This is a genomic window from Escherichia sp. E.sYA108 (assembly GCF_011754335.1).
Lineage (GTDB): Bacteria > Pseudomonadota > Gammaproteobacteria > Enterobacterales > Enterobacteriaceae > Escherichia > Escherichia coli.
The window spans coordinates 3,004,645-3,025,784 of sequence record NZ_JAAQVZ010000001.1 but is presented as its reverse complement, the minus strand read 5'-3'; the positions used below and the strand labels follow the sequence as shown (position 1 = coordinate 3,025,784).

At 51.3% G+C, this 21,140-nt stretch carries 20 protein-coding genes; 12 read left to right on the top strand and 8 right to left on the bottom strand.

Translation table 11 applies throughout. The features are described 5' to 3' along the window. The first annotated feature begins 5 nt into the window (after window positions 1-5). From lpoB to HBM92_RS14570, 6 genes are all read left to right on the top strand, one after another. Complete coding sequence (gene lpoB, locus HBM92_RS14595; protein ID WP_001327229.1) at window positions 6-647, top strand: penicillin-binding protein activator LpoB; 642 nt, start codon at window positions 6-8, stop codon at window positions 645-647. Then, entirely contained in the window at window positions 628-1,452 is an 825-nt protein-coding gene (gene thiK, locus HBM92_RS14590) for a thiamine kinase (protein WP_001116601.1), read from the top strand. Before lpoB ends, thiK begins: the two co-directional genes overlap by 20 nt. 10 nt (window positions 1,453-1,462) lie before the next feature. Further along, window positions 1,463-2,488, top strand: coding sequence for a beta-N-acetylhexosaminidase (gene nagZ, locus HBM92_RS14585; RefSeq protein WP_000529307.1), 1,026 nt, complete (start codon window positions 1,463-1,465; stop codon window positions 2,486-2,488). A 22-nt stretch (window positions 2,489-2,510) separates the two neighbouring features. Continuing rightward, window positions 2,511-3,053 carry an alpha/beta hydrolase YcfP gene (gene ycfP / locus HBM92_RS14580; protein WP_000587933.1) on the top strand — a complete coding sequence of 181 codons (543 nt, stop codon included), beginning with the start codon at window positions 2,511-2,513 and terminating at the stop codon, window positions 3,051-3,053. Window positions 3,054-3,451: 398 nt separating this feature from the next. Beyond that, window positions 3,452-4,756 carry an NADH-quinone dehydrogenase gene (gene ndh, locus HBM92_RS14575; RefSeq protein WP_001295966.1) on the top strand — a complete coding sequence of 435 codons (1,305 nt, stop codon included), beginning with the start codon at window positions 3,452-3,454 and terminating at the stop codon, window positions 4,754-4,756. A 226-nt stretch (window positions 4,757-4,982) separates the two neighbouring features. Next, window positions 4,983-5,522, top strand: a complete 540-nt coding sequence (locus HBM92_RS14570) for a glycine zipper 2TM domain-containing protein (RefSeq protein ID WP_001043459.1) — start codon at window positions 4,983-4,985, stop codon at window positions 5,520-5,522. Window positions 5,523-5,583: 61 nt separating this feature from the next. On the opposite strand, the gene comR is transcribed toward HBM92_RS14570, so the two are convergent. Beyond that, on the bottom strand, window positions 5,584-6,216 hold the full coding sequence (gene comR, locus HBM92_RS14565) for a TetR family copper-responsive transcriptional repressor ComR (protein WP_000179805.1): 633 nt from the start codon (window positions 6,214-6,216) through the stop codon (window positions 5,584-5,586). A gap of 240 nt (window positions 6,217-6,456) precedes the next feature. On the opposite strand from comR, the gene bhsA reads away from it, so the two are divergent. Continuing rightward, window positions 6,457-6,714 (top strand): multiple stress resistance protein BhsA, encoded by a 258-nt coding sequence (gene bhsA / locus HBM92_RS14560; protein WP_000800153.1) that lies wholly within the window; start codon window positions 6,457-6,459, stop codon window positions 6,712-6,714. An 81-nt stretch (window positions 6,715-6,795) separates the two neighbouring features. Here bhsA and ldtC read toward each other — a convergent pair whose 3' ends face one another. The 3 genes from ldtC to HBM92_RS14545 all read right to left on the bottom strand — a co-directional run bounded on the left by ldtC (window position 6,796) and on the right by HBM92_RS14545 (window position 12,548). Then, the gene (gene ldtC / locus HBM92_RS14555) at window positions 6,796-7,758 is read right to left on the bottom strand and encodes a L,D-transpeptidase LdtC (protein WP_016265943.1); all 963 of its coding nucleotides are present in this window, start codon (window positions 7,756-7,758) and stop codon (window positions 6,796-6,798) included. Window positions 7,759-7,900: 142 nt separating this feature from the next. Further along, window positions 7,901-11,347 carry a transcription-repair coupling factor gene (mfd, locus tag HBM92_RS14550; RefSeq protein ID WP_001443233.1) on the bottom strand — a complete coding sequence of 1,149 codons (3,447 nt, stop codon included), beginning with the start codon at window positions 11,345-11,347 and terminating at the stop codon, window positions 7,901-7,903. Window positions 11,348-11,474: 127 nt separating this feature from the next. Further along, entirely contained in the window at window positions 11,475-12,548 is a 1,074-nt protein-coding gene (locus tag HBM92_RS14545) for an acyltransferase family protein (protein ID WP_000810242.1), read from the bottom strand. A 260-nt stretch (window positions 12,549-12,808) separates the two neighbouring features. Between HBM92_RS14545 and lolC the strand changes: the two genes are divergently transcribed. Genes lolC through cobB form a run of 5 tightly spaced genes read left to right on the top strand, consistent with a single transcriptional unit; the run spans window position 12,809 to window position 17,723 of the window. Next, window positions 12,809-14,008, top strand: coding sequence for a lipoprotein-releasing ABC transporter permease subunit LolC (gene lolC, locus HBM92_RS14540; RefSeq protein WP_000284714.1), 1,200 nt, complete (start codon window positions 12,809-12,811; stop codon window positions 14,006-14,008). After that, the gene (gene lolD, locus HBM92_RS14535) at window positions 14,001-14,702 is read left to right on the top strand and encodes a lipoprotein-releasing ABC transporter ATP-binding protein LolD (RefSeq protein WP_001033695.1); all 702 of its coding nucleotides are present in this window, start codon (window positions 14,001-14,003) and stop codon (window positions 14,700-14,702) included. The genes lolC and lolD overlap by 8 nt, the downstream gene beginning before the upstream one ends. Continuing rightward, the gene (lolE, locus tag HBM92_RS14530) at window positions 14,702-15,946 is read left to right on the top strand and encodes a lipoprotein-releasing ABC transporter permease subunit LolE (RefSeq protein ID WP_001251365.1); all 1,245 of its coding nucleotides are present in this window, start codon (window positions 14,702-14,704) and stop codon (window positions 15,944-15,946) included. The genes lolD and lolE overlap by 1 nt, the downstream gene beginning before the upstream one ends. Before the next feature lie 28 nt (window positions 15,947-15,974). Beyond that, the gene (gene nagK / locus HBM92_RS14525; RefSeq protein WP_000291305.1) at window positions 15,975-16,886 is read left to right on the top strand and encodes an N-acetylglucosamine kinase; all 912 of its coding nucleotides are present in this window, start codon (window positions 15,975-15,977) and stop codon (window positions 16,884-16,886) included. Between the two features lie 15 nt (window positions 16,887-16,901). After that, on the top strand, window positions 16,902-17,723 hold the full coding sequence (gene cobB / locus HBM92_RS14520; protein ID WP_000952746.1) for a Sir2 family NAD+-dependent deacetylase: 822 nt from the start codon (window positions 16,902-16,904) through the stop codon (window positions 17,721-17,723). 137 nt (window positions 17,724-17,860) lie between these two features. On the opposite strand, the gene HBM92_RS14515 is transcribed toward cobB, so the two are convergent. The 4 genes from HBM92_RS14515 to potC are packed head-to-tail and all read right to left on the bottom strand — an operon-like array spanning window position 17,861 to window position 21,002. Then, the gene (locus HBM92_RS14515; RefSeq protein WP_000723290.1) at window positions 17,861-18,649 is read right to left on the bottom strand and encodes a TPM domain-containing protein; all 789 of its coding nucleotides are present in this window, start codon (window positions 18,647-18,649) and stop codon (window positions 17,861-17,863) included. After that, entirely contained in the window at window positions 18,646-19,107 is a 462-nt protein-coding gene (locus HBM92_RS14510) for a DUF3592 domain-containing protein (protein ID WP_001443234.1), read from the bottom strand. Before HBM92_RS14510 ends, HBM92_RS14515 begins: the two co-directional genes overlap by 4 nt. Window positions 19,108-19,164: 57 nt before the next feature. After that, on the bottom strand, window positions 19,165-20,211 hold the full coding sequence (gene potD, locus HBM92_RS14505) for a spermidine/putrescine ABC transporter substrate-binding protein PotD (RefSeq protein WP_000759310.1): 1,047 nt from the start codon (window positions 20,209-20,211) through the stop codon (window positions 19,165-19,167). Continuing rightward, the gene (gene potC / locus HBM92_RS14500) at window positions 20,208-21,002 is read right to left on the bottom strand and encodes a spermidine/putrescine ABC transporter permease PotC (protein ID WP_000580316.1); all 795 of its coding nucleotides are present in this window, start codon (window positions 21,000-21,002) and stop codon (window positions 20,208-20,210) included. The genes potD and potC overlap by 4 nt, the downstream gene beginning before the upstream one ends. Window positions 21,003-21,140 lie beyond the last annotated feature (138 nt).

Genomic DNA, 21,140 nt, shown 5'->3' with positions numbered 1-21,140 from the left:
TCTTGATGACAAAAATGAGTCGCTACGCCTTGATTACCGCGCTGGCGATGTTTCTTGCCGGGTGTGTGGGGCAACGTGAACCTGCACCGGTAGAAGAAGTGAAACCAGCGCCGGAACAACCTGCTGAGCCACAACAGCCTGTCCCCACAGTGCCATCGGTGCCGACGATACCGCAGCAGCCAGGCCCAATTGAGCACGAAGATCAAACTGCACCGCTTGCGCCGCATATTCGCCATTATGACTGGAATGGCGCAATGCAGCCGATGGTCAGTAAGATGCTTGGGGCTGACGGCGTGACTGCGGGTAGCGTCCTGCTGGTTGATAGCGTTAACAACCGTACTAACGGTTCGTTGAATGCCGCAGAAGCGACCGAAACGCTGCGAAATGCGCTGGCTAATAACGGTAAATTTACCCTGGTTTCCGCCCAGCAGCTGTCGATGGCTAAGCAACAATTAGGTTTATCGCCGCAGGACAGTTTAGGCACCCGTAGTAAAGCCATAGGCATTGCCCGCAATGTTGGCGCTCATTACGTGCTGTACTCCAGCGCCTCTGGCAACGTTAACGCTCCGACCCTACAAATGCAGCTGATGCTGGTGCAGACGGGCGAAATTATCTGGTCAGGTAAAGGTGCCGTTTCGCAGCAATAATCCCCTCACGCGCGACGAATTGCTGTCGCGCTTTTTCCCGCAGTTTCATCCCGTCACGACGTTTAATAGTGGGCTTAGTGGCGGGAGTTTTCTCATTGAACATCAGGGCCAGCGTTTTGTTGTGCGTCAGCCGCACGATCCTGATGCGCCGCAGTCCGCGTTCTTGCGACAGTATCGGGCTTTATCACAACTACCCGCATGCATTGCACCGAAGCCGCATTTATATCTCCGTGACTGGATGGTGGTTGACTATCTGCCCGGCGAGGTAAAAACGTATTTGCCGGATACCAACGAACTGGCAGGCTTGCTGTATTATCTACATCAACAACCGCGTTTTGGCTGGCGAATAACGCTGTTGCCGTTACTGGAACTGTACTGGCAGCAAAGCGATCCGGCGCGGCGGACAGTGGGTTGGCTGCGAATGTTAAAACGTCTGCGCAAAGCGCGGGAACCACGGCTTTTACGCTTAAGTCCATTGCATATGGATGTCCACGCCGGAAATTTAGTGCATAGCGCGTCAGGGTTAAAACTCATCGACTGGGAGTATGCCGGAGATGGTGATATCGCGCTGGAACTGGCGGCGGTGTGGGTGGAAAATACTGACCAGCATCGGCAATTGGTCAATGACTATGCCACTCGCGCGAAGATTTATCCGGCGCAATTATGGCGTCAGGTCAGGCGATGGTTTCCCTGGCTGCTGATGCTCAAAGCAGGGTGGTTTGAGTACCGCTGGCGACAAACCGGCGATCAACAATTTATCAGGCTGGCCGATGACACCTGGCGGCAGCTATTAATAAAACAATAAGGAGAGCAGTGTGGGTCCAGTAATGTTGGATGTCGAAGGTTACGAACTGGACGCGGAAGAGCGTGAAATACTGGCGCATCCGCTGGTGGGAGGGCTGATTCTCTTTACGCGAAACTATCATGATCCTGCCCAGTTACGTGAACTGGTGCGCCAGATCCGCGCAGCATCGCGCAATCATCTGGTGGTGGCGGTAGATCAGGAAGGTGGACGCGTGCAGCGTTTTCGTGAAGGTTTTACCCGCTTGCCAGCGGCACAATCATTCGCTGCGCTGTTGGGAATGGAAGAAGGCGGAAAACTGGGGCAAGAGGCAGGTTGGTTGATGGCCAGCGAAATGATTGCTATGGATATTGATATCAGCTTTGCGCCAGTGCTGGACGTCGGGCATATCAGCGCGGCGATTGGCGAGCGTTCTTATCATGCCGATCCACAAAAAGCTCTGGCAATTGCCAGCCGTTTTATTGATGGTATGCATGAAGCGGGAATGAAAACTACCGGGAAACACTTCCCAGGTCACGGTGCAGTAACGGCAGACTCACACAAAGAAACACCGTGCGACCCACGTCCGCAAGCGGAGATTCGCGCTAAAGATATGTCGGTCTTCAGTTCCTTAATCCGCGAAAATAAACTCGACGCCATTATGCCTGCGCATGTGATCTACAGTGATGTTGATCCGCGTCCGGCGAGCGCTTCTCCCTACTGGCTGAAAGCCGTTTTGCGTCAGGAATTGGGTTTTGACGGCGTGATTTTCTCTGACGATTTATCGATGGAAGGCGCAGCGATTATGGGCAGTTATGCCGAGCGTGGACAGGCATCACTGGATGCAGGTTGCGATATGATCCTGGTCTGCAATAATCGTAAAGGGGCCGTCAGCGTGTTAGATAATCTGTCACCGATCAAGGCAGAACGTGTTACACGTTTGTATCATAAAGGTTCATTTTCGCGACAGGAACTGATGGACTCGGCTCGCTGGAAAGCGATCAGCGCCCGTCTGAATCAGTTACATGAACGCTGGCAGGAAGAGAAGGCAGGTCATTAACCCTGGCTTATGTGAGGAAGCGATGATTATCTATTTGCACGGTTTTGACTCTAACAGTCCGGGTAACCACGAGAAAGTCTTACAATTGCAGTTTATTGACCCGGATGTACGGCTAATAAGCTACAGTACGCGGCATCCGAAACATGATATGCAGCATTTGCTCAAAGAAGTGGACAAAATGTTGCAACTGAACGTCGACGAGCGCCCGCTCATTTGTGGTGTTGGTCTGGGCGGTTATTGGGCTGAGCGGATTGGTTTTCTCTGTGATATCCGCCAGGTGATCTTCAACCCCAATTTGTTCCCTTATGAGAACATGGAAGGGAAGATTGATCGCCCGGAAGAGTATGCCGATATTGCCACTAAGTGTGTGACCAACTTCCGTGAGAAGAATCGCGATCGTTGCCTGGTGATTTTGTCGCGTAATGATGAAGCGCTTAACAGCCAGCGGACATCTGAAGAGTTGCATCATTATTACGAGATTGTCTGGGACGAAGAGCAGACGCACAAATTCAAGAATATCTCCCCGCATTTACAGCGCATTAAAGCGTTCAAAACCCTCGGGTAAATGCCCTCGTCGCATCAGGTAACCTTGCCGGTACCTGATGCGCTCCGGATTCTGTGGGTTGGATAAGGCGTTCCGCCGCATCCGACAGTCGAGCATCAATGCCTGATGCGCCTCTTATCAGGCCTACCGAATGCCCTCCATACACACCTCACTCTATATCACTCTCACAAATCAGCTCAAATAATAAACAACAAACTCTGTTTTTTGATCTCACCCGGTAAAGTCGCCTATCTTTTCAGCAACAAAACTTGATTAACATCAATTTTGGTATGACCAATGCACCATTCATGTTATTCTCAATAGCGAAGAACATTTTCATTGCTGTAACCTGTTGTTAATTAAGAGCTATGTTAATAACCATTAATTAACAATTGGTTAATAAATTTAAGGGGGTCACGTTGACTACGCCATTGAAAAAAATTGTGATTGTCGGCGGCGGTGCTGGTGGGCTGGAAATGGCAACACAGCTGGGGCATAAGCTGGGACGCAAGAAAAAAGCCAAAATTACGCTGGTCGATCGTAACCACAGCCACCTGTGGAAACCGCTGCTGCACGAAGTGGCGACTGGCTCGCTTGATGAAGGCGTCGATGCGTTGAGCTATCTGGCCCATGCGCGCAATCATGGTTTCCAGTTCCAGCTGGGTTCCGTAATTGATATTGATCGTGAAGCGAAAACAATCACTATTGCAGAACTGCGCGACGAGAAAGGTGAACTGCTGGTTCCGGAACGTAAAATCGCCTATGACACCCTGGTAATGGCGCTGGGTAGCACCTCTAACGATTTCAATACACCAGGTGTCAAAGAGAACTGCATTTTCCTCGATAACCCGCACCAGGCGCGTCGCTTCCACCAGGAGATGCTGAATCTGTTCCTGAAATACTCCGCCAACCTGGGCGCGAATGGCAAAGTAAACATTGCGATTGTCGGCGGCGGCGCGACGGGTGTAGAACTCTCCGCTGAATTGCACAACGCGGTCAAGCAACTGCACAGTTACGGTTATAAAGGTCTGACCAACGAAGCCCTGAACGTAACGCTGGTAGAAGCGGGCGAACGTATTTTGCCTGCATTGCCGCCACGTATCTCTGCTGCGGCCCATAGTGAGTTAACGAAACTTGGCGTTCGCGTGCTGACGCAAACCATGGTCACCAGTGCTGATGAAGGCGGCCTGCACACTAAAGATGGCGAATATATTGAGGCTGATCTGATGGTGTGGGCAGCCGGGATCAAAGCGCCTGACTTCCTGAAAGATATCGGTGGTCTTGAAACCAACCGTATCAACCAGCTGGTGGTGGAACCGACGCTGCAAACCACTCGCGATCCAGACATATACGCTATTGGCGACTGCGCGTCATGCCCGCGTCCGGAAGGGGGCTTTGTTCCGCCGCGCGCTCAGGCCGCACATCAGATGGCAACCTGTGCAATGAACAACATTCTGGCGCAGATGAACGGTAAGCCGCTGAAAAATTATCAGTATAAAGATCACGGTTCGCTGGTATCGCTGTCGAACTTTTCCACAGTCGGTAGCCTGATGGGTAACCTGACGCGCGGCTCAATGATGATTGAAGGACGAATTGCGCGCTTTGTATACATCTCGCTGTACCGAATGCACCAGATTGCGCTGCATGGTTACTTTAAAACCGGATTAATGATGCTGGTGGGGAGTATTAACCGCGTTATCCGTCCACGTTTGAAGTTGCATTAATCGGCTTGTACTGGCGGATGCGGCGTAAACGCCTTATCCGCCCTGGACAAATGGTACGAGCGGTAGGCCTGATAAGACGCGTTAAGCGTCGCATCAGGCATTCCTTCAGACTCCTCCGAATCCCTAAGTATTTCCAGCCATTCCCGCGCTTTTCATCTTCTGTCTGATAGCTGCTTTTCTCCTTCGCTTGCATGATTGGCATAACAGCAAAGAAGGAGGTATTCCCGTGAATAAGTCAATGTTGGCGGGTATCGGGATTGGTGTCGCAGCTGCGCTGGGCGTAGCGGCAGTGGCCAGTCTGAACGTGTTTGAACGTGGCCCGCAATACGCTCAGGTTGTTTCTGCAACCCCAATCAAGGAAACGGTTAAAACACCGCGTCAGGAGTGTCGCAACGTCACAGTGACCCATCGTCGACCGGTGCAGGATGAAAATCGCATTACCGGGTCGGTGCTCGGCGCTGTTGCTGGCGGCGTGATAGGGCATCAGTTTGGTGGTGGTCGCGGTAAAGATGTCGCCACTGTTGTGGGGGCGCTGGGTGGTGGATATGCCGGTAACCAGATCCAGGGCTCTCTCCAGGAAAGCGATACTTACACGACTACGCAACAGCGTTGTAAAACGGTGTATGACAAGTCAGAAAAAATGCTCGGTTATGATGTGACCTATAAGATTGGCGATCAGCAGGGCAAAATCCGCATGGACCGCGATCCGGGTACGCAGATCCCGCTAGATAGCAACGGGCAACTGATTTTGAATAACAAAGTATAACAAGGCTGTACTCTGCAATTTGGCCCCTTATTCGCTCAGGCTGAGGGGCTTTTTTTGCGACTTATTTCACCAGTTCGGGCCATAAACGCAAAGTCGTTCCGGCAATCTGCATCAGTTTTTCCAGCGATGCACCTTCGCGTGCGCTGATCGACATCCCCTGAATAATACAATTAAGGAATTCTGCCAGATGCGTCACGTCACAGTGGGTCGGGATTTCCCCGCGCGCTTGTCGTTGACATAAAAACTGCTGCAAAGTGCGCTCTTGCATCGCATGGCGTGATTTCAGCGTATTGGCGATATCTCCTGAATCCGGGGAGAGGGTGGTGCAGTTGTTGATCATGAAGCAGCCTGCCGGGGTGTCTTTGCTGGTAAAGCAGTTGGCGATGGCAGCAAAATAGTCAGCCAGCGCAGACTCCACGCTTTTCTCTTCACAAAACAGCTGTGCTTCATGCTTAGCGGCAAAGCGATCGATATAACGGTCGAGTACGGCGCGAAATAACCCCTCTTTGTTGGTAAATTCCGCGTATAGCGTGGGCGCTTTGGCTCCGGTCGCTTCGACGAGGTCCGCAAGAGAAGTCGCTTCATAACCGTGCTGCCAGAACAATTTCATGGCCTTATCAAGCGCGGCATCCCTGTCGAACACTTTTGGGCGGCCGCGGCTTTTTTTTACACATTGTGTTGAGTCAGTTGCCATGATGCCGTTGTACCTGGTGACTGTGAATGAAAGGTTATTATAAAAATAATCATCTCCGTTCACCAGTCCACAAACCATAAAAATAATTGCTTTCTATTTAACTGAAATTTAAAGATTTTTAAATTAATTAATGATTGTTATAAAAAATATCTTGTATGTGATCCAGATCACATCTATCATTTAGTTATCGATCGTTAAGTAATTGCTTGCGACGTCATTCATCTGCATAAGGCCACTATTATGAAAAACGTAAAAACCCTCATCGCTGCGGCGATTTTAAGCTCAATGTCATTTGCCAGCTTTGCGGCTGTCGAAGTTCAGTCAACGCCAGAAGGCCAACAAAAAGTCGGTACTATCAGTGCTAACGCGGGGACAAATCTGGGATCGCTGGAAGAGCAGCTGGCGCAAAAAGCGGATGAGATGGGCGCAAAATCTTTCCGTATTACTTCTGTAACCGGTCCGAATACCCTCCATGGAACAGCAGTAATTTATAAATAAGCATTAACCCTCATTAATGCCTGCTACTGCTGATTTTTTCCCCGCGACATGCTGTGTCGCGGGGATTTTTTTATCCGAGCTTTACAGAGTTTGTGGGCTCACTTGATGACGGCGGACATCCACCGGCATCCCGGAACGGACATCCATCACATGTTGCATCACTTCAGCGTCAGTTTGTGCTGCATCTTTAAATGATTGCATTGCGCTATTCAGCGTAATTGGCAGCAGCTGCGGATCGTCATCAATCTTCTCTGACAGCGGCTGATGTACTTCAACCAGACGCGCACCGTTTGGTTCGGCAGAGATTTTAATCGGGGTGTTGATGATATTCACTTTGGTGCCTGGGGTGACCTGGCTAAAGAGTGTTTTGATATCGTCATCCCGCAGACGAATACAGCCAGAACTTACCCGCATGCCAATGCCGAAATCAGCGTTCGTACCGTGAAGCAAATAAACGCCGCCATAGGCCGCCAGACGAATCGCATGATGGCCCATTGGGTTATCCGGTCCAGCCGGAACTACCGCAGGCAACTCAATTCCCTGTGCCTTATACCGCGCGCGAATGTTTGCCGTTGGCGTCCAGGTTGGGTTTGCACGCTTGTCAGAAACAGTGGTCACCATTGTCGGTGTCAGCGTGTCACCACCTAACTGACCAATGCCGATGGGATATACGGTTACCGAATTTTTTCCCGGCGGATAATAATAGAGACGCAGCTCCGCAATGTTGATCACAATGCCTTCGCGCGGCGCGTCTGGAAGTAGGGTTTGCAACGGGATCGTTAACACGCTACCCGCGCGCGGTACGTAAGGATCAACGCCGGGGTTAGCCTGTAACAGAGCGAGAAAGCCGACGTTATATTTTTTGGCGATCGCTTCCAGAGAACCACCGTCATTTTCCACCACATGAAATTTGTTTTCACCAACCAGACGACTGTCCGCTGACGGCAGCGGCCAGGTGTTGGCTTTTGCCGGTAGCGCCAGCGCCACGGCAGCGGCGAACGTAAAAAACGTTAGCCAGCGAGAAAAACGCGTTTTGATCATCACCAAAGTCAATAATAAATATAAGGTTATTGTAATAAAAAAGTAAGTCTGAATTATGGAGGGTGACAGTGTCGGATAATGCAGGGAAGTGCAAAGAATTTGTAAATATTGCAGATGGGGGCGCAGAGACGCCCCCGATTTACCATCAAGCGATCGCGTTCTCTTCCAGTTCACGCATAAACTGGCGTACCCATTCGATACGCGTTTTCCGCTCGCTCAAATCCTGAATAAACTTCAGACGCGTCGGACCATCAAGGCGGTAATGCTGCGGCTGTTTTTGCAGCAAACCAATCAACCAGGCTGGATTAACGTGATTCTTCTCGGCAAATTCGATCACGCCGCCTTTCTCATTACCTTCCAGCTTCCTGATCCCCAGTTTCTGCGCTTGCTGGCGCAGACGGGCAATATCCAGCAGGGTACGCGCCGGATCCGGCAGCAGGCCGAAGCGATCGATAAGCTCGACTTTGATCTCTTCCAGTTCGTTTTCCGTTTTGGCGCTGGCAATACGTTTGTAGAACGACAGACGCGTGTTCACGTCAGGGATGAAATCATCTGGCAATAGCGACGGCATCCGCAGGTCGACTTCTGTTTGCTGGCTGGTGAGATCTTCCAGCGACGGCTCGCGTCCGGCTTTCAGCGCATCGACGGCGTTTTCCAGCAACTCCATATACAGCGAGAAACCGATGGTTTCCATTGAGCCGCTTTGTTCTTCGCCAAGCAGTTCACCTGCGCCGCGGATCTCCAGATCGTGCGTTGCCAGCGCAAAACCTGCACCGAGATCTTCCAGCGAGGCAATCGCTTCAAGACGTTTTTGCGCATCGGTAGTCATCGCTTTTGGATGCGGCGTCAGTAGCCATGCATATGCCTGGTGGTGAGAACGCCCGACGCGACCGCGCAACTGGTGCAACTGTGCCAGACCGAAGTGATCCGCGCGTTCAATGATAATGGTGTTGGCGGTAGGAATGTCGATCCCGGTTTCGATAATGGTGGTACAAACCAGCACGTTGAAACGTTGATGATGGAAATCATTCATCACCCGTTCCAGTTCGCGCTCACGCATTTGCCCGTGACCGATGGCAATCCGCGCTTCAGGTACCAGTTCTGCCAGCCGTTCGGCGGCTTTCTGGATGTTTTCCACATCATTGTAGAGATAATAAACCTGTCCTCCGCGCAAAATTTCACGCAGGATCGCCTCCCGGACCACCAGACTGTCATACTCACGGACAAAGGTTTTAACTGCCAGACGACGGGCGGGCGGCGTGGCGATAATCGACAGATCGCGCATTCCGCTCATTGCCATATTCAGCGTACGTGGGATCGGCGTTGCGGTAAGCGTCAGAATATCCACGTTCGCGCGCATCGCTTTAATGCGCTCTTTATGACGCACCCCGAAGCGGTGTTCTTCATCGACAATCAGCAGGCCTAAATCTTTAAACTTGACGTCACTTTGCAGCAGTTTGTGCGTACCGATCAGAATATCGATTTTCCCTTCCGCCACTTCCGCAAGGATTTGCGTCTGCTCTTTGGCGCTGCGGAAACGGGAGATCATTTCGATACGTACCGGCCAGTTGGCGAAACGGTCGCGGAAGTTGTCGTAATGCTGCTGCGCGAGAAGGGTGGTAGGCACCAGCACCGCCACCTGTTTGTGGTTATCTACCGCCAGGAAAGCGGCGCGCATCGCCACTTCTGTTTTACCAAAGCCAACATCGCCGCACACCAGACGATCCATTGCCAGCGGCTGACACATGTCGCTAAGCACCGCATTAATGGCCTGCGCCTGATCCGGCGTGGTTTCAAACGGGAAGCTGTCGCAGAATAACTGATACTGCTCGCGATCGTGTTTAAACGCGAAGCCCTCTTTGGCGGCGCGTTGCGCGTAGATATCCAGCAATTCCGCCGCCACATCACGCACTTTTTCCGCCGCTTTCTGCCGTGCGCGTGACCAGGCATCGCCACCAAGTTTATGCAGTGGTGCGTTTTCTTCTGCGCCACCCGCGTAACGGCTAATCAGATGCAGTGACGACACCGGAACATACAGTTTGGCGTCGTTGGCATAGGTGAGCATCAAATACTCGCCAGTAATGCCTCCAGCTTCGAGCGTGGTCATTCCGGCATAACGACCGACGCCGTGCTCCAGATGGACCACCGGCTGACCAATATGCAGCTCCGCAAGGTTACGGATCAGTGTATCGGGGTTGATGGCGCGGCGAGAATCCTGACGACGACGGGCAACGCGTTCACCGAGCAGATCGCTTTCGCAAATCAGCGCCAGGTTACGCATCGTATCGACAAAACCATGTTCGGCAGCGCCAATCATCAGATAACGCCCACGGTCGCTGGCTTCATCAAGACGCATAATGCGTTGCGGAGCAATTTTAATTCGCGCGAGCAGTTCACCCAACGCTTCACGGCGGCCTTCACTTTCTACCGAGAACACCACCGGACCGTCGAAAGACTCGAGGAACTTACGCAGCGCATCCAGCGGCGCTTTTTGTTGTGCCTGAATGGCCAGGTCTGGCAGTTTCTGGAAACCTAAATTGGCATTCGCTGCTTTTGTCGGTAAATGTTCAGTTTTTAGCTGCACACGGGGCCAGTTTTTCAGCTCTGAGAAGAGCTCATCCACCCGCAGCCAGAGCGATTGTGGTGGCAACAGTGGGCGCATTGGGTCGACGCCGCGATTCTCAAAACGCGCCAGCGTGTCAGCCTGGAAACGTTCGGCACTGTTTTCCAGATCGCCAGTATTCACCAACAGCGTATTGGCAGGGAAATAACTGAACAGTGGCGGCAGCGGTTCGCTGAAGAATAGCGGCTGCCAGTACTCGATCCCGGCAGGTAATGTGCCTTTACTCACTTGCTGATAAATATGTTCCGGGTCGCGCTTCACTTCGAAGGTATCACGCCACTGGCTGCGGAACAGTTCAATTGCCGCTTTATCGGTAGGAAATTCGTGCGCGGGAAGCAGATTGATCTCTTCTACTTCCTCCAGCGTGCGCTGGCTATCGACGTCAAACACCCGCAGGCTGTCGATTTCATCATCAAAGAAATCAAGACGATAAGGCAGCTCACTCCCCATCGGGAAGAGATCCAGCAACGCGCCGCGCGTGGCGTATTCGCCGTGCTCCATCACCTGGTCAACATGGCGATAACCGGCGCTGTCCAGTTGGGTTCGTAATGCATCTCGTGACAGGCGCTGACCTTTTTTCATCACCAGCGCATGACCGTGGAGAAAGCTGTGCGGGCAAACGCGCTGCATAAGCGTATTCACCGGAACAATCAGTACGCCACGCTGCATGGTCGGTAGCTGGTAAAGGGTGGAAAGACGCGAGGAGATAATGTCCTGATGAGGCGAAAAACTGTCGTAAGGGAGGGTTTCCCAGTCCGCCAGATTCATCACCATCTGATCGGTGAACTGGCTGATTTCATCATGCAAACGCAGAGCATTTTGCATATCTGGTGCAATGAGTACCACCGGACCGGCGTGACGTTCGGCAATTTCCGCTACCAGCGTCGCGCAGGCAGCGCCGGTTAACTCGCCCAGCAGACGCTGCTCACCCGCTTTGACGGGCAGCGTATAACGATATTGTTCAGGCATAACGGTTGTCAGATTCTCGTTAGGATATGCCTCAACATATGAGGGCATATCTCTGATAAGCAATGCTGTTCATTATCCGTAATCGGCATGGTTTAGCAAATTGAATCGCCCCGGCTGGGGCGATGGCTTAGCGGGAGTAACTGACGGTAGCGGGCAGAGAAGGCGGGGAGAACAACAGATCGCTGAATGCGCGCTGTGAAAGTTTTCTTACCAGCAAGCCCGCAACAGTACAAATCAACAAACTGACAAAGGGGTAAATCAGCAGGAGCGTCAGTTCGACTTGCGGCGACCAGCGTACCGCGTTCATTTGCGGAATCAGGCTTAAGCTGAATATTTCTACCAGAATGCGATGGGTGGTATAGATAGCAATGGTGTTGGAGCCAATCACATTCAGCAGGCTGGAGGAACGCATACCGAAACGCTGCTCGTACTGATAAAATAGCTTCATGATTACCACAATCGATACCAGCGACAACAGCAGCGAGATATTAAACAACCAGGCACCGACCGCCAGAACGGTCAGCAAAGAAGCCATCAGCAGATGGCGGCGCAACGGTACCGCTTTAACACAGGTCATTAATGTTGCGCCAAACCATGCGCCAAGGCTGTAATAAGGCAAATTGCGGATCACACTGTTCATTCCCCACCACGGTGTGGGTACGAAATTAACAGCCACACTCATCAGTACAAACAGAACAAATAACGGCAGGGCCAGGCGGTTAAAAATTTTACATATCACGAAATAGACAATTAACGCATACAGATACCACAAGCTGGTGCTGGCGGTGATCATCCCGTGCAGGAACTCACCGGTGGAATCGGCATAAGCGGCATTGGAGGCATTGCTTAAATCGCGCTCAGGTGCCAGCCACTGGTTCAGCGCACTTAACGCCAGCCACTGCACCACGCCCCAAAGCGCCAGCACCCAGAAGATGTTCCAGATGCGTTTATCGAGACAATTTCCCCACGGTACGCTGTCGATATAGCGGCGAATCAAATAGCCAGAGATAAAGAAAAAAACCGGCATACGAAAGGGTGCAAGGTAAAGATTGAAATAGATCCAGCATTTGCTCAGGACTTCTGATAACGGATGCTGGAAAGTGGTCAGATGCGGATAAAAGGTAATGACCGAGTGATAAATCACCACCAGACAAATACATAACCCTTTGATCTGGTTAATCCATAGCTCTTTTTGTTTCATCAGGACAACACGCTCTTTTTATTTAACATGCGGTTGATCCTGCGGGGCGAGTCGCGTGGTGTAATGCGTATCTGTCTGTATTTGGTTATTTTTCAGATAAAGATCAGGCCACATGGCCGATGATAAAATGAGGCACTTTAGCCGATTGATTTGCCGGTACTTTTCAGATTAGCCCTGACGATCACTTACAGTTCAGACGTTTACCCATCCTGCTTTCGCTTATATACTCGTGTCTTTGCTACAGCAACCAGACGGATTTCATGTACCAACCTGTCGCTCTATTTATTGGCCTGCGTTACATGCGTGGGCGTGCAGCGGATCGCTTCGGTCGTTTCGTCTCCTGGCTTTCTACCATCGGCATTACCCTCGGGGTGATGGCGCTGGTCACAGTATTGTCAGTGATGAACGGCTTTGAGCGCGAGCTGCAAAACAACATCCTTGGCCTGATGCCACAGGCAATTCTCTCTTCTGAGCATGGCTCTCTTAACCCGCAGCAACTCCCGGAAACGGCCGTCAAACTGGACGGCGTTAATCGCGTCGCACCTATTACTACCGGTGATGTGGTACTGCAAAGCGCGCGCAGCGTGGCGGTCGGGGTGATGCTGGGTATCGACCCGGCGCAAAAAGATCCACTAACGCCGTATCTGGTCAATGTGAAACAAACTGACCTCGAGCCGGGGAAATATAATGTCATCCTCGGTGAACAGCTTGCCTCACAGTTGGGCGTCAATCGCGGTGATCAAATCCGCGTGATGGTGCCATCTGCTAGCCAGTTCACGCCGATGGGGCGTATTCCAAGTCAGCGCCTGTTCAATGTGATTGGCACTTTCGCCGCCAACAGTGAAGTCGATGGCTATGAAATGCTGGTGAATATTGAGGATGCCTCGCGTCTGATGCGTTATCCGGCAGGCAATATTACCGGCTGGCGTTTGTGGCTGGATGAGCCGCTGAAAGTCGACTCATTAAGTCAGCAAAAACTGCCTGAAGGCAGCAAATGGCAGGACTGGCGTGACCGTAAAGGCGAGCTGTTCCAGGCCGTACGCATGGAAAAAAATATGATGGGCTTGCTGCTGAGCCTGATTGTCGCCGTTGCGGCGTTTAACATTATTACCTCGCTGGGGTTAATGGTGATGGAGAAGCAGGGCGAAGTGGCCATTCTTCAGACTCAGGGGCTGACTCCGCGTCAAATCATGATGGTCTTTATGGTGCAAGGGGCCAGCGCTGGGATTATCGGTGCGATCCTCGGAGCGGCGCTTGGCGCACTGCTTGCCAGCCAGTTGAATAATCTGATGCCGATAATCGGCGTCCTGCTTGATGGCGCGGCGCTGCCGGTCGCTATCGAGCCTTTACAGGTCATTGTTATTGCGCTGGTGGCGATGGCTATCGCGCTGCTGTCTACGCTTTACCCTTCCTGGCGCGCTGCCGCCACTCAACCCGCTGAGGCTTTACGTTATGAATAAGATCCTGTTGCAATGCGACAACCTGTGCAAACGCTATCAGGAAGGCAGTGTGCAAACCGATGTACTGCACAATGTCAGTTTCAGCGTGGGCGAAGGTGAAATGATGGCGATCGTCGGCAGCTCTGGTTCCGGTAAAAGCACCTTGCTGCACCTGTTAGGCGGGCTGGATACGCCAACCTCCGGCGATGTGATCTTTAACGGTCAACCGATGAGCAAACTGTCGTCGGCGGCCAAAGCGGAACTGCGCAACCAGAAGCTGGGATTTATTTATCAGTTTCACCACCTGCTGCCGGATTTTACCGCCCTGGAAAACGTGGCTATGCCGCTGTTGATTGGCAAGAAAAAGCCCGCTGAAATCAACAGCCGTGCGCTGGAGATGTTAAAAGCGGTGGGGCTGGAGCATCGTGCGAATCACCGCCCATCTGAACTTTCTGGCGGCGAACGCCAGCGTGTGGCGATTGCCCGTGCGCTGGTCAATAACCCGCGGCTGGTACTGGCGGATGAACCTACTGGTAACCTCGATGCACGTAACGCCGACAGCATCTTCCAGTTGCTTGGGGAATTGAATCGCTTGCAGGGCACCGCCTTCCTGGTGGTTACTCACGACCTGCAACTGGCGAAACGTATGAGCCGCCAACTGGAAATGCGTGATGGACGTCTGACGGCGGAACTGAGCCTGATGGGGGCGGAGTAATGGCGATGCCTTTATCGTTATTGATTGGCCTGCGTTTTAGCCGCGGACGGCGACGCGGCGGCATGGTGTCGTTGATCTCCGTCATTTCTACCATTGGCATTGCCCTCGGCGTGGCGGTATTGATCGTCGGCTTAAGCGCGATGAACGGCTTTGAACGCGAACTGAATAACCGCATTCTGGCGGTAGTACCGCACGGTGAAATTGAGGCGGTAGATCAGCCGTGGACCAACTGGCAGGAAGCACTGGATAACGTGCAGAAAGTGCCGGGCATTGCCGCCGCTGCGCCGTATATCAATTTCACCGGGCTGGTGGAGAGCGGCGCGAATCTGCGCGCAATCCAGGTGAAGGGCGTTAACCCGCAACAGGAACAGCGTCTGAGCGCATTACCCTCGTTTGTTCAGGGGGATGCCTGGCGCAATTTTAAAGCGGGCGAACAGCAAATTATCATCGGCAAAGGCGTGGCGGATGCGCTGAAAGTGAAGCAGGGCGATTGGGTGTCGATTATGATCCCAAATTCGAATCCCGAGCATAAACTGATGCAGCCAAAACGTGTGCGTTTGCACATTGCCGGTATTTTGCAGTTGAGTGGTCAACTCGATCACAGTTTTGCCATGATCCCGCTGGCCGATGCTCAGCAATATCTTGATATGGGTTCCAGCGTGTCAGGTATTGCCCTTAAAATGACGGATGTTTTCAACGCCAATAAGCTGGTACGCGATGCGGGGGAAGTGACCAACAGCTATGTTTATATTAAAAGCTGGATTGGTACTTACGGCTATATGTATCGCGATATCCAGATGATCCGCGCCATTATGTATCTGGCGATGGTACTGGTGATTGGTGTGGCCTGTTTCAACATCGTCTCCACCTTAGTGATGGCGGTGAAAGACAAGAGTGGCGATATCGCAGTATTAAGAACGCTGGGGGCGAAAGATGGTTTAATTCGCGCCATCTTTGTCTGGTATGGATTGCTGGCAGGGCTGTTCGGCAGCCTGTGTGGTGTGGTTATCGGCGTGGTGGTTTCACTTAAACTTACCCCGATTATTGAGTGGATTGAAAAGCTGATCGGTCATCAGTTCCTCTCCAGCGATATCTATTTTATTGACTTCTTGCCATCGGAATTGCACTGGCTGGACGTCTTCTACGTACTGGTCACAGCATTGTTGCTGAGTCTTTTGGCAAGTTGGTATCCGGCGCGGCGCGCCAGTAATATTGACCCTGCGCGAGTCCTTAGCGGCCAGTAAAGGCAGTACATTAAAACAAGGAGCGGCAATGTATTACGGGTTTGATATTGGTGGAACAAAAATTGCGCTTGGCGTGTTTGATAGCGGTCGGCAGTTGCAGTGGGAAAAGCGGGTGCCGACACCGCGTGACAGCTATGACGCATTTTTAGATGCAGTGTGTGAGCTGGTAGCTGAAGCTGACCGGCGTTTTGGCTGTAAAGGTTCTGTCGGCATCGGTATTCCGGGAATGCCGGAAACAGAAGATGGTACGCTGTATGCCGCCAATGTCCCTGCTGCCAGCGGTAAACCGCTGCGTGCCGACCTGAGCGCACGTCTTGATCGCGATGTACGCCTTGATAACGATGCCAACTGTTTTGCCCTTTCTGAAGCATGGGATGATGAATTTACTCAATATCCACTGGTGATGGGGTTGATTCTCGGCACCGGCGTTGGCGGCGGGCTGATTTTCAACGGTAGACCAATTACCGGTAAAAGCTATATTACCGGCGAGTTTGGCCATATGCGTCTGCCGGTTGATGCGTTAACCATGATGGGGCTGGATTTCCCGTTACGCCGCTGCGGCTGTGGTCAGTATGGCTGCATTGAAAATTATCTGTCTGGTCGCGGTTTTGCGTGGCTGTATCAACACTATTATCATCAACCGTTGCAGGCTCCCGAAATTATTGCGCTTTATGATCAAGGCGATGAGCAGGCAAGGGCGCACGTTGAGCGTTATCTGGATTTATTAGCGGTTTGTCTGGGAAATATCCTGACCATTGTTGACCCTGACCTGGTCGTCATTGGTGGTGGCTTATCGAATTTCCCGGCAATCACAACGCAACTGGCGGAAAGGTTGCCTCGTCATCTCTTACCTGTAGCTCGTGTTCCGCGCATTGAACGCGCGCGCCACGGTGATGCGGGAGGAATGCGTGGTGCGGCCTTCCTACATCTAACCGATTAAACAACAGAGGTTGCTATGCTGTCGCGTCGGGGTCATCGGTTAAGTCGTTTTCGTAAAAATAAACGCCGCCTGCGCGAGCGTTTGCGTCAGCGTATTTTTTTCAGAGATAAAGTGGTGCCGGAAGCAATGGAAAAACCAAGAGTACTCGTACTGACAGGGGCAGGGATTTCTGCGGAATCAGGTATTCGTACCTTTCGCGCCGCAGATGGCCTGTGGGAAGAACATCGGGTTGAAGATGTGGCAACGCCGGAAGGTTTTGATCGCGATCCTGAACTGGTGCAAACGTTTTATAACGCCCGTCGTCGACAGTTGCAGCAGCCAGAAATTCAGCCTAACGCTGCACATCTTGCGCTGGCGAAACTGCAAGATGCTCTCGGCGATCGCTTTTTGCTGGTGACGCAGAATATCGACAATCTGCATGAACGCGCAGGCAATACCAATGTGATTCATATGCATGGGGAACTGCTGAAAGTACGTTGTTCGCAAAGTGGCCAGGTCCTCGACTGGACCGGAGACGTTACGCCAGAAGATAAATGCCATTGTTGCCAGTTCCCGGCACCCTTGCGCCCGCACGTAGTGTGGTTTGGCGAAATGCCACTCGGTATGGATGAAATTTATATGGCGTTGTCGATGGCCGATATTTTCATTGCCATTGGTACTTCGGGGCATGTTTATCCGGCGGCTGGGTTTGTTCACGAAGCGAAACTGCATGGCGCGCACACCGTGGAACTGAATCTTGAACCGAGTCAGGTTGGTAATGAATTTGCCGAGAAATATTACGGTCCGGCAAGCCAGGTGGTGCCAGAGTTTGTTGAAAAGTTGCTGAAGGGATTATAAAGCGGGAAAAATTGCCTGATGCGCTACGCTTGTCAGGCCTGTGAAGGGGCGCAATTAATTGAATTTGCGGGTTTTGTGGGCCGGATAAGGCGTTCGCGCCGCATCCGGCATAATACATGCGAACTTTACTGCCTCTTTTACCGTTTACTCGTCCATAGTAACGCGGCAATAAACGTACAGACACCAATCAGCCCTGCCCAGAGTGGCGATATTCTGGTAATCGCAAAGCTGTTATCGATATACAAACATAAAGCCTGATACCCCATATTGGCAACAGCCATCGCCACTGCAAATTTTAACGCATAATAAAGGCGCGTTGTGTAGTTAAAAAATGCAGCAAAGACGATGAATGCAACTGCCCAGGCAAAAAGGCCTAATGTCGTGGTACTGCCGGGTGGATCATTTTCATGCTGTTGTCCGGGATGCGGATAATATGTCAGTGGTGGCGTCGGTTGTTTTAATATCTGTGCTTGTAAAACAGCCAATGCATTATTGATACCCTGATACCAGAGATCCGCATGTAAATAAGCCAGCGTGTGATTTTCTACCAGAAGGCCGAGATGTTTATCGTCCATACTGCTTTCGACCTGGCCGTTGGTTATCATAATTAACCGTGGCTCGCGGGTAGTAAAGAGTAACAGAACACTTCCTTTTACATTACTCATTGAAGATGCCGCATGCGCCAGCATCGCTTTGCCATTTTGCCTGAGACTGGCTTCATTATTAATGTCGGGTAAAACCACAATAAACGGTGCAACTCCGGTTTGTTGGCGAAAAAGTTCGGCTTTATGCGCGATCTCTTCAGCATCTGGTACAGTACCGGTAACATCTGTAAAAAGAGTCTTCATTATTGGAATTAAGGGCTTACTGATTGCCGTCAGAGGCAGGAACATCAGTAAACTGAGCAGTATCATGATTTTTTTCATGGGCGGGACTTCCGTTTCCTGCGTGTCTTTTTAGAGGAGGGCATACTGATTAATAAACCGACGGAGATAAAAATAACGCCCATAATGCCGATAAACCCCCATTTAAAAAAATTAACCCACGGGTTATTTATCTCAGCCTTTTCAGGATGTCCTGGAGAATAATAAACATTAACTTTATCGCCTTCGCTGTCTTCATAAAAATCGCTGCCGATACTCGAATTGAAAATTAGCGTGTAATCTGGCGTCGGTCGAAAGGCAACGACGGGATACCACGAACCATTTTTACCCGTGCGATGAGAATGACTGGAGTGCCAGACGGTATCAACAATGACGCCTTCAGTATGAATCGCGTCTTTGCTATAGGTGAACTGGTTATAAAAGATAACAACAGAAATGAGGATCAGTACCAGACCGATACCGAAGAATATACGAAAGAAAACTCTACTGTCCTGGCTCATTAGCCACATCCTTGCTAAATAAAAAACGGGCGGTAATACCACCGCCCACTTGCTGAATTAACGTCCTGCTTTCAGCTTCTGATAATACTCTTCATAAATGCTGCTGGCGGAGCCTACGTCATTTTGCCATTCACCATTTTTAATGGTTTCAGCATCCGGGTAGAGCGTTTTATCGTTCGCCACTTCCGGACTTAACAGCTTACGCGCCGCAAGGTTTGGCGTTGGATAACCGATAGTTTCAGCAACCTGTTTTGCCACATCCGGGCGCAGCAGGAAGTTGATCAATTTCAGCGCGCCTTCTTTGTTTTTGGCATTTGCCGGGATCGCCAGGCTGTCCATCCAGAAAATGCCGCCTTCTTTCGGCCATACCACATCAATTGGCGTACCCGCCTGGCGTGCAACGAAAGCAGAACCGTTCCAGATCATGCCGAGGTTAACTTCGCCTTCCATATACGGGTTAGCGGGGTTATCGGAGTTAAACGCCGCGACGTTTGGCATCAGTTTTTTCAGCTCGTTGTATGCAGCTTCAATCTCTTTCGGATCGGTGGTGTTACCGGAGTAGCCCAGCTTACGCAGCGCCATCTGGAACACTTCACGGGCATCGTCGGTCAGCAGCAGGCTGCCTTTGTACTCAGGCTTCCACAGATCGGCCCAGCTGGTGACAGATTTCGGATCCACCGCATCACCGTTAACGCCAATCGCCGTTGCACCCCAGATATACGGAATGGAATAGTCGTTATTCGGGTCAAACGGCTTGTTGAGCATGTCTGGATCGAGGTTGCTGAAATTGCTTAACTTCGACTTGTCGATCTTCTGGATCATCCCTTCTTTACGCATTTTATCGACGTAATAGGTTGAAGGAACCACCAGGTCATAGGCACCGTCTTTGTACGTTTTCAGCTTCGCGTACATGGTTTCGTTCGACTCGTAAGTCGAATAGATAACCTTAATACCGGTTTCTTTGGTGAACTGTTCAAGCAGTCCTGGCGGCACGTACTCGGTCCAGTTGTAGAAATACAGCGTGTTGTTGTCATCGGCGTGAGCGGCGCTCATGCCCAGTGCCAGAGCACCCGCCGCGAGCAGGTGGCGTGACCATTTTTTCATTTAACGTCCCCTGTGTTACCTTTCGTTTTATCACGAGCAATAAGCTGGCTGGCAATTACCATCACCAGCGACAGCACCAGTAATATGGTTGCCAGCGCGTTAACTTCCGGCGATACGCCGACTTTGACCATCGAATAAATTTTTAACGGCAGAATTTCATAACTCGGCCCGGTGACAAACGAAGAAACCACCACGTCGTCCATCGACAGGGTAAAGCTTAACACCCAGCCCGCCGCTACCGCTGGCATTGCCAGAGGCAGAATGATTTTTCGCAGAATGGTAAATTCGCTGGCACCGAGATCTTTCGCCGCTTCCAGCATTCGCACGTCAAAACCTTTCAGGCGCGAATACACTGTCACCACCACAAATGGCAGGCAGAAGGTGATATGCGAGAACAGCAGCGACCAGAAGCCAAGCTGAATACCCAGCAGCATAAACAGCACCAGCAGCGAAATCGCCATCACGATATCTGGTGACATCATCACCACAAACAGCATTCCGCTAACGAACGGCTTACCACGAAAGCGATAACGGTACAGCGCAACTGCCGTCAGTGAACCGATAAGCGTAGCAAACGTCGCCGAAAACACCGCCATTGTTAGTGAATGCTGCGCTGCCTGTAACAGGCTGTCGTTGTTCATCAGCAGGCTATACCATTTGGTGGTAAAACCCTGCCAGTTGATGCCAAAGCGCGAGCTGTTAAAGGAGTTCACAATCAAAATAATGATTGGGATATACAGGTACGCGTAGATAGCGGTCATAAAACCGCCGCGAAGCAGTCGACCGATCATTCGAGTTCCACCTTCTTATTCATAAGGCGGGATACTTTCAGGATTTTGAATTTATTCAATTTTTTCCTTTCTCCAAAATCTCTCCAAAACGTTTCCCCAAAACTAGGCCACGCATTTTACAACACTTTTTTCCTGAGA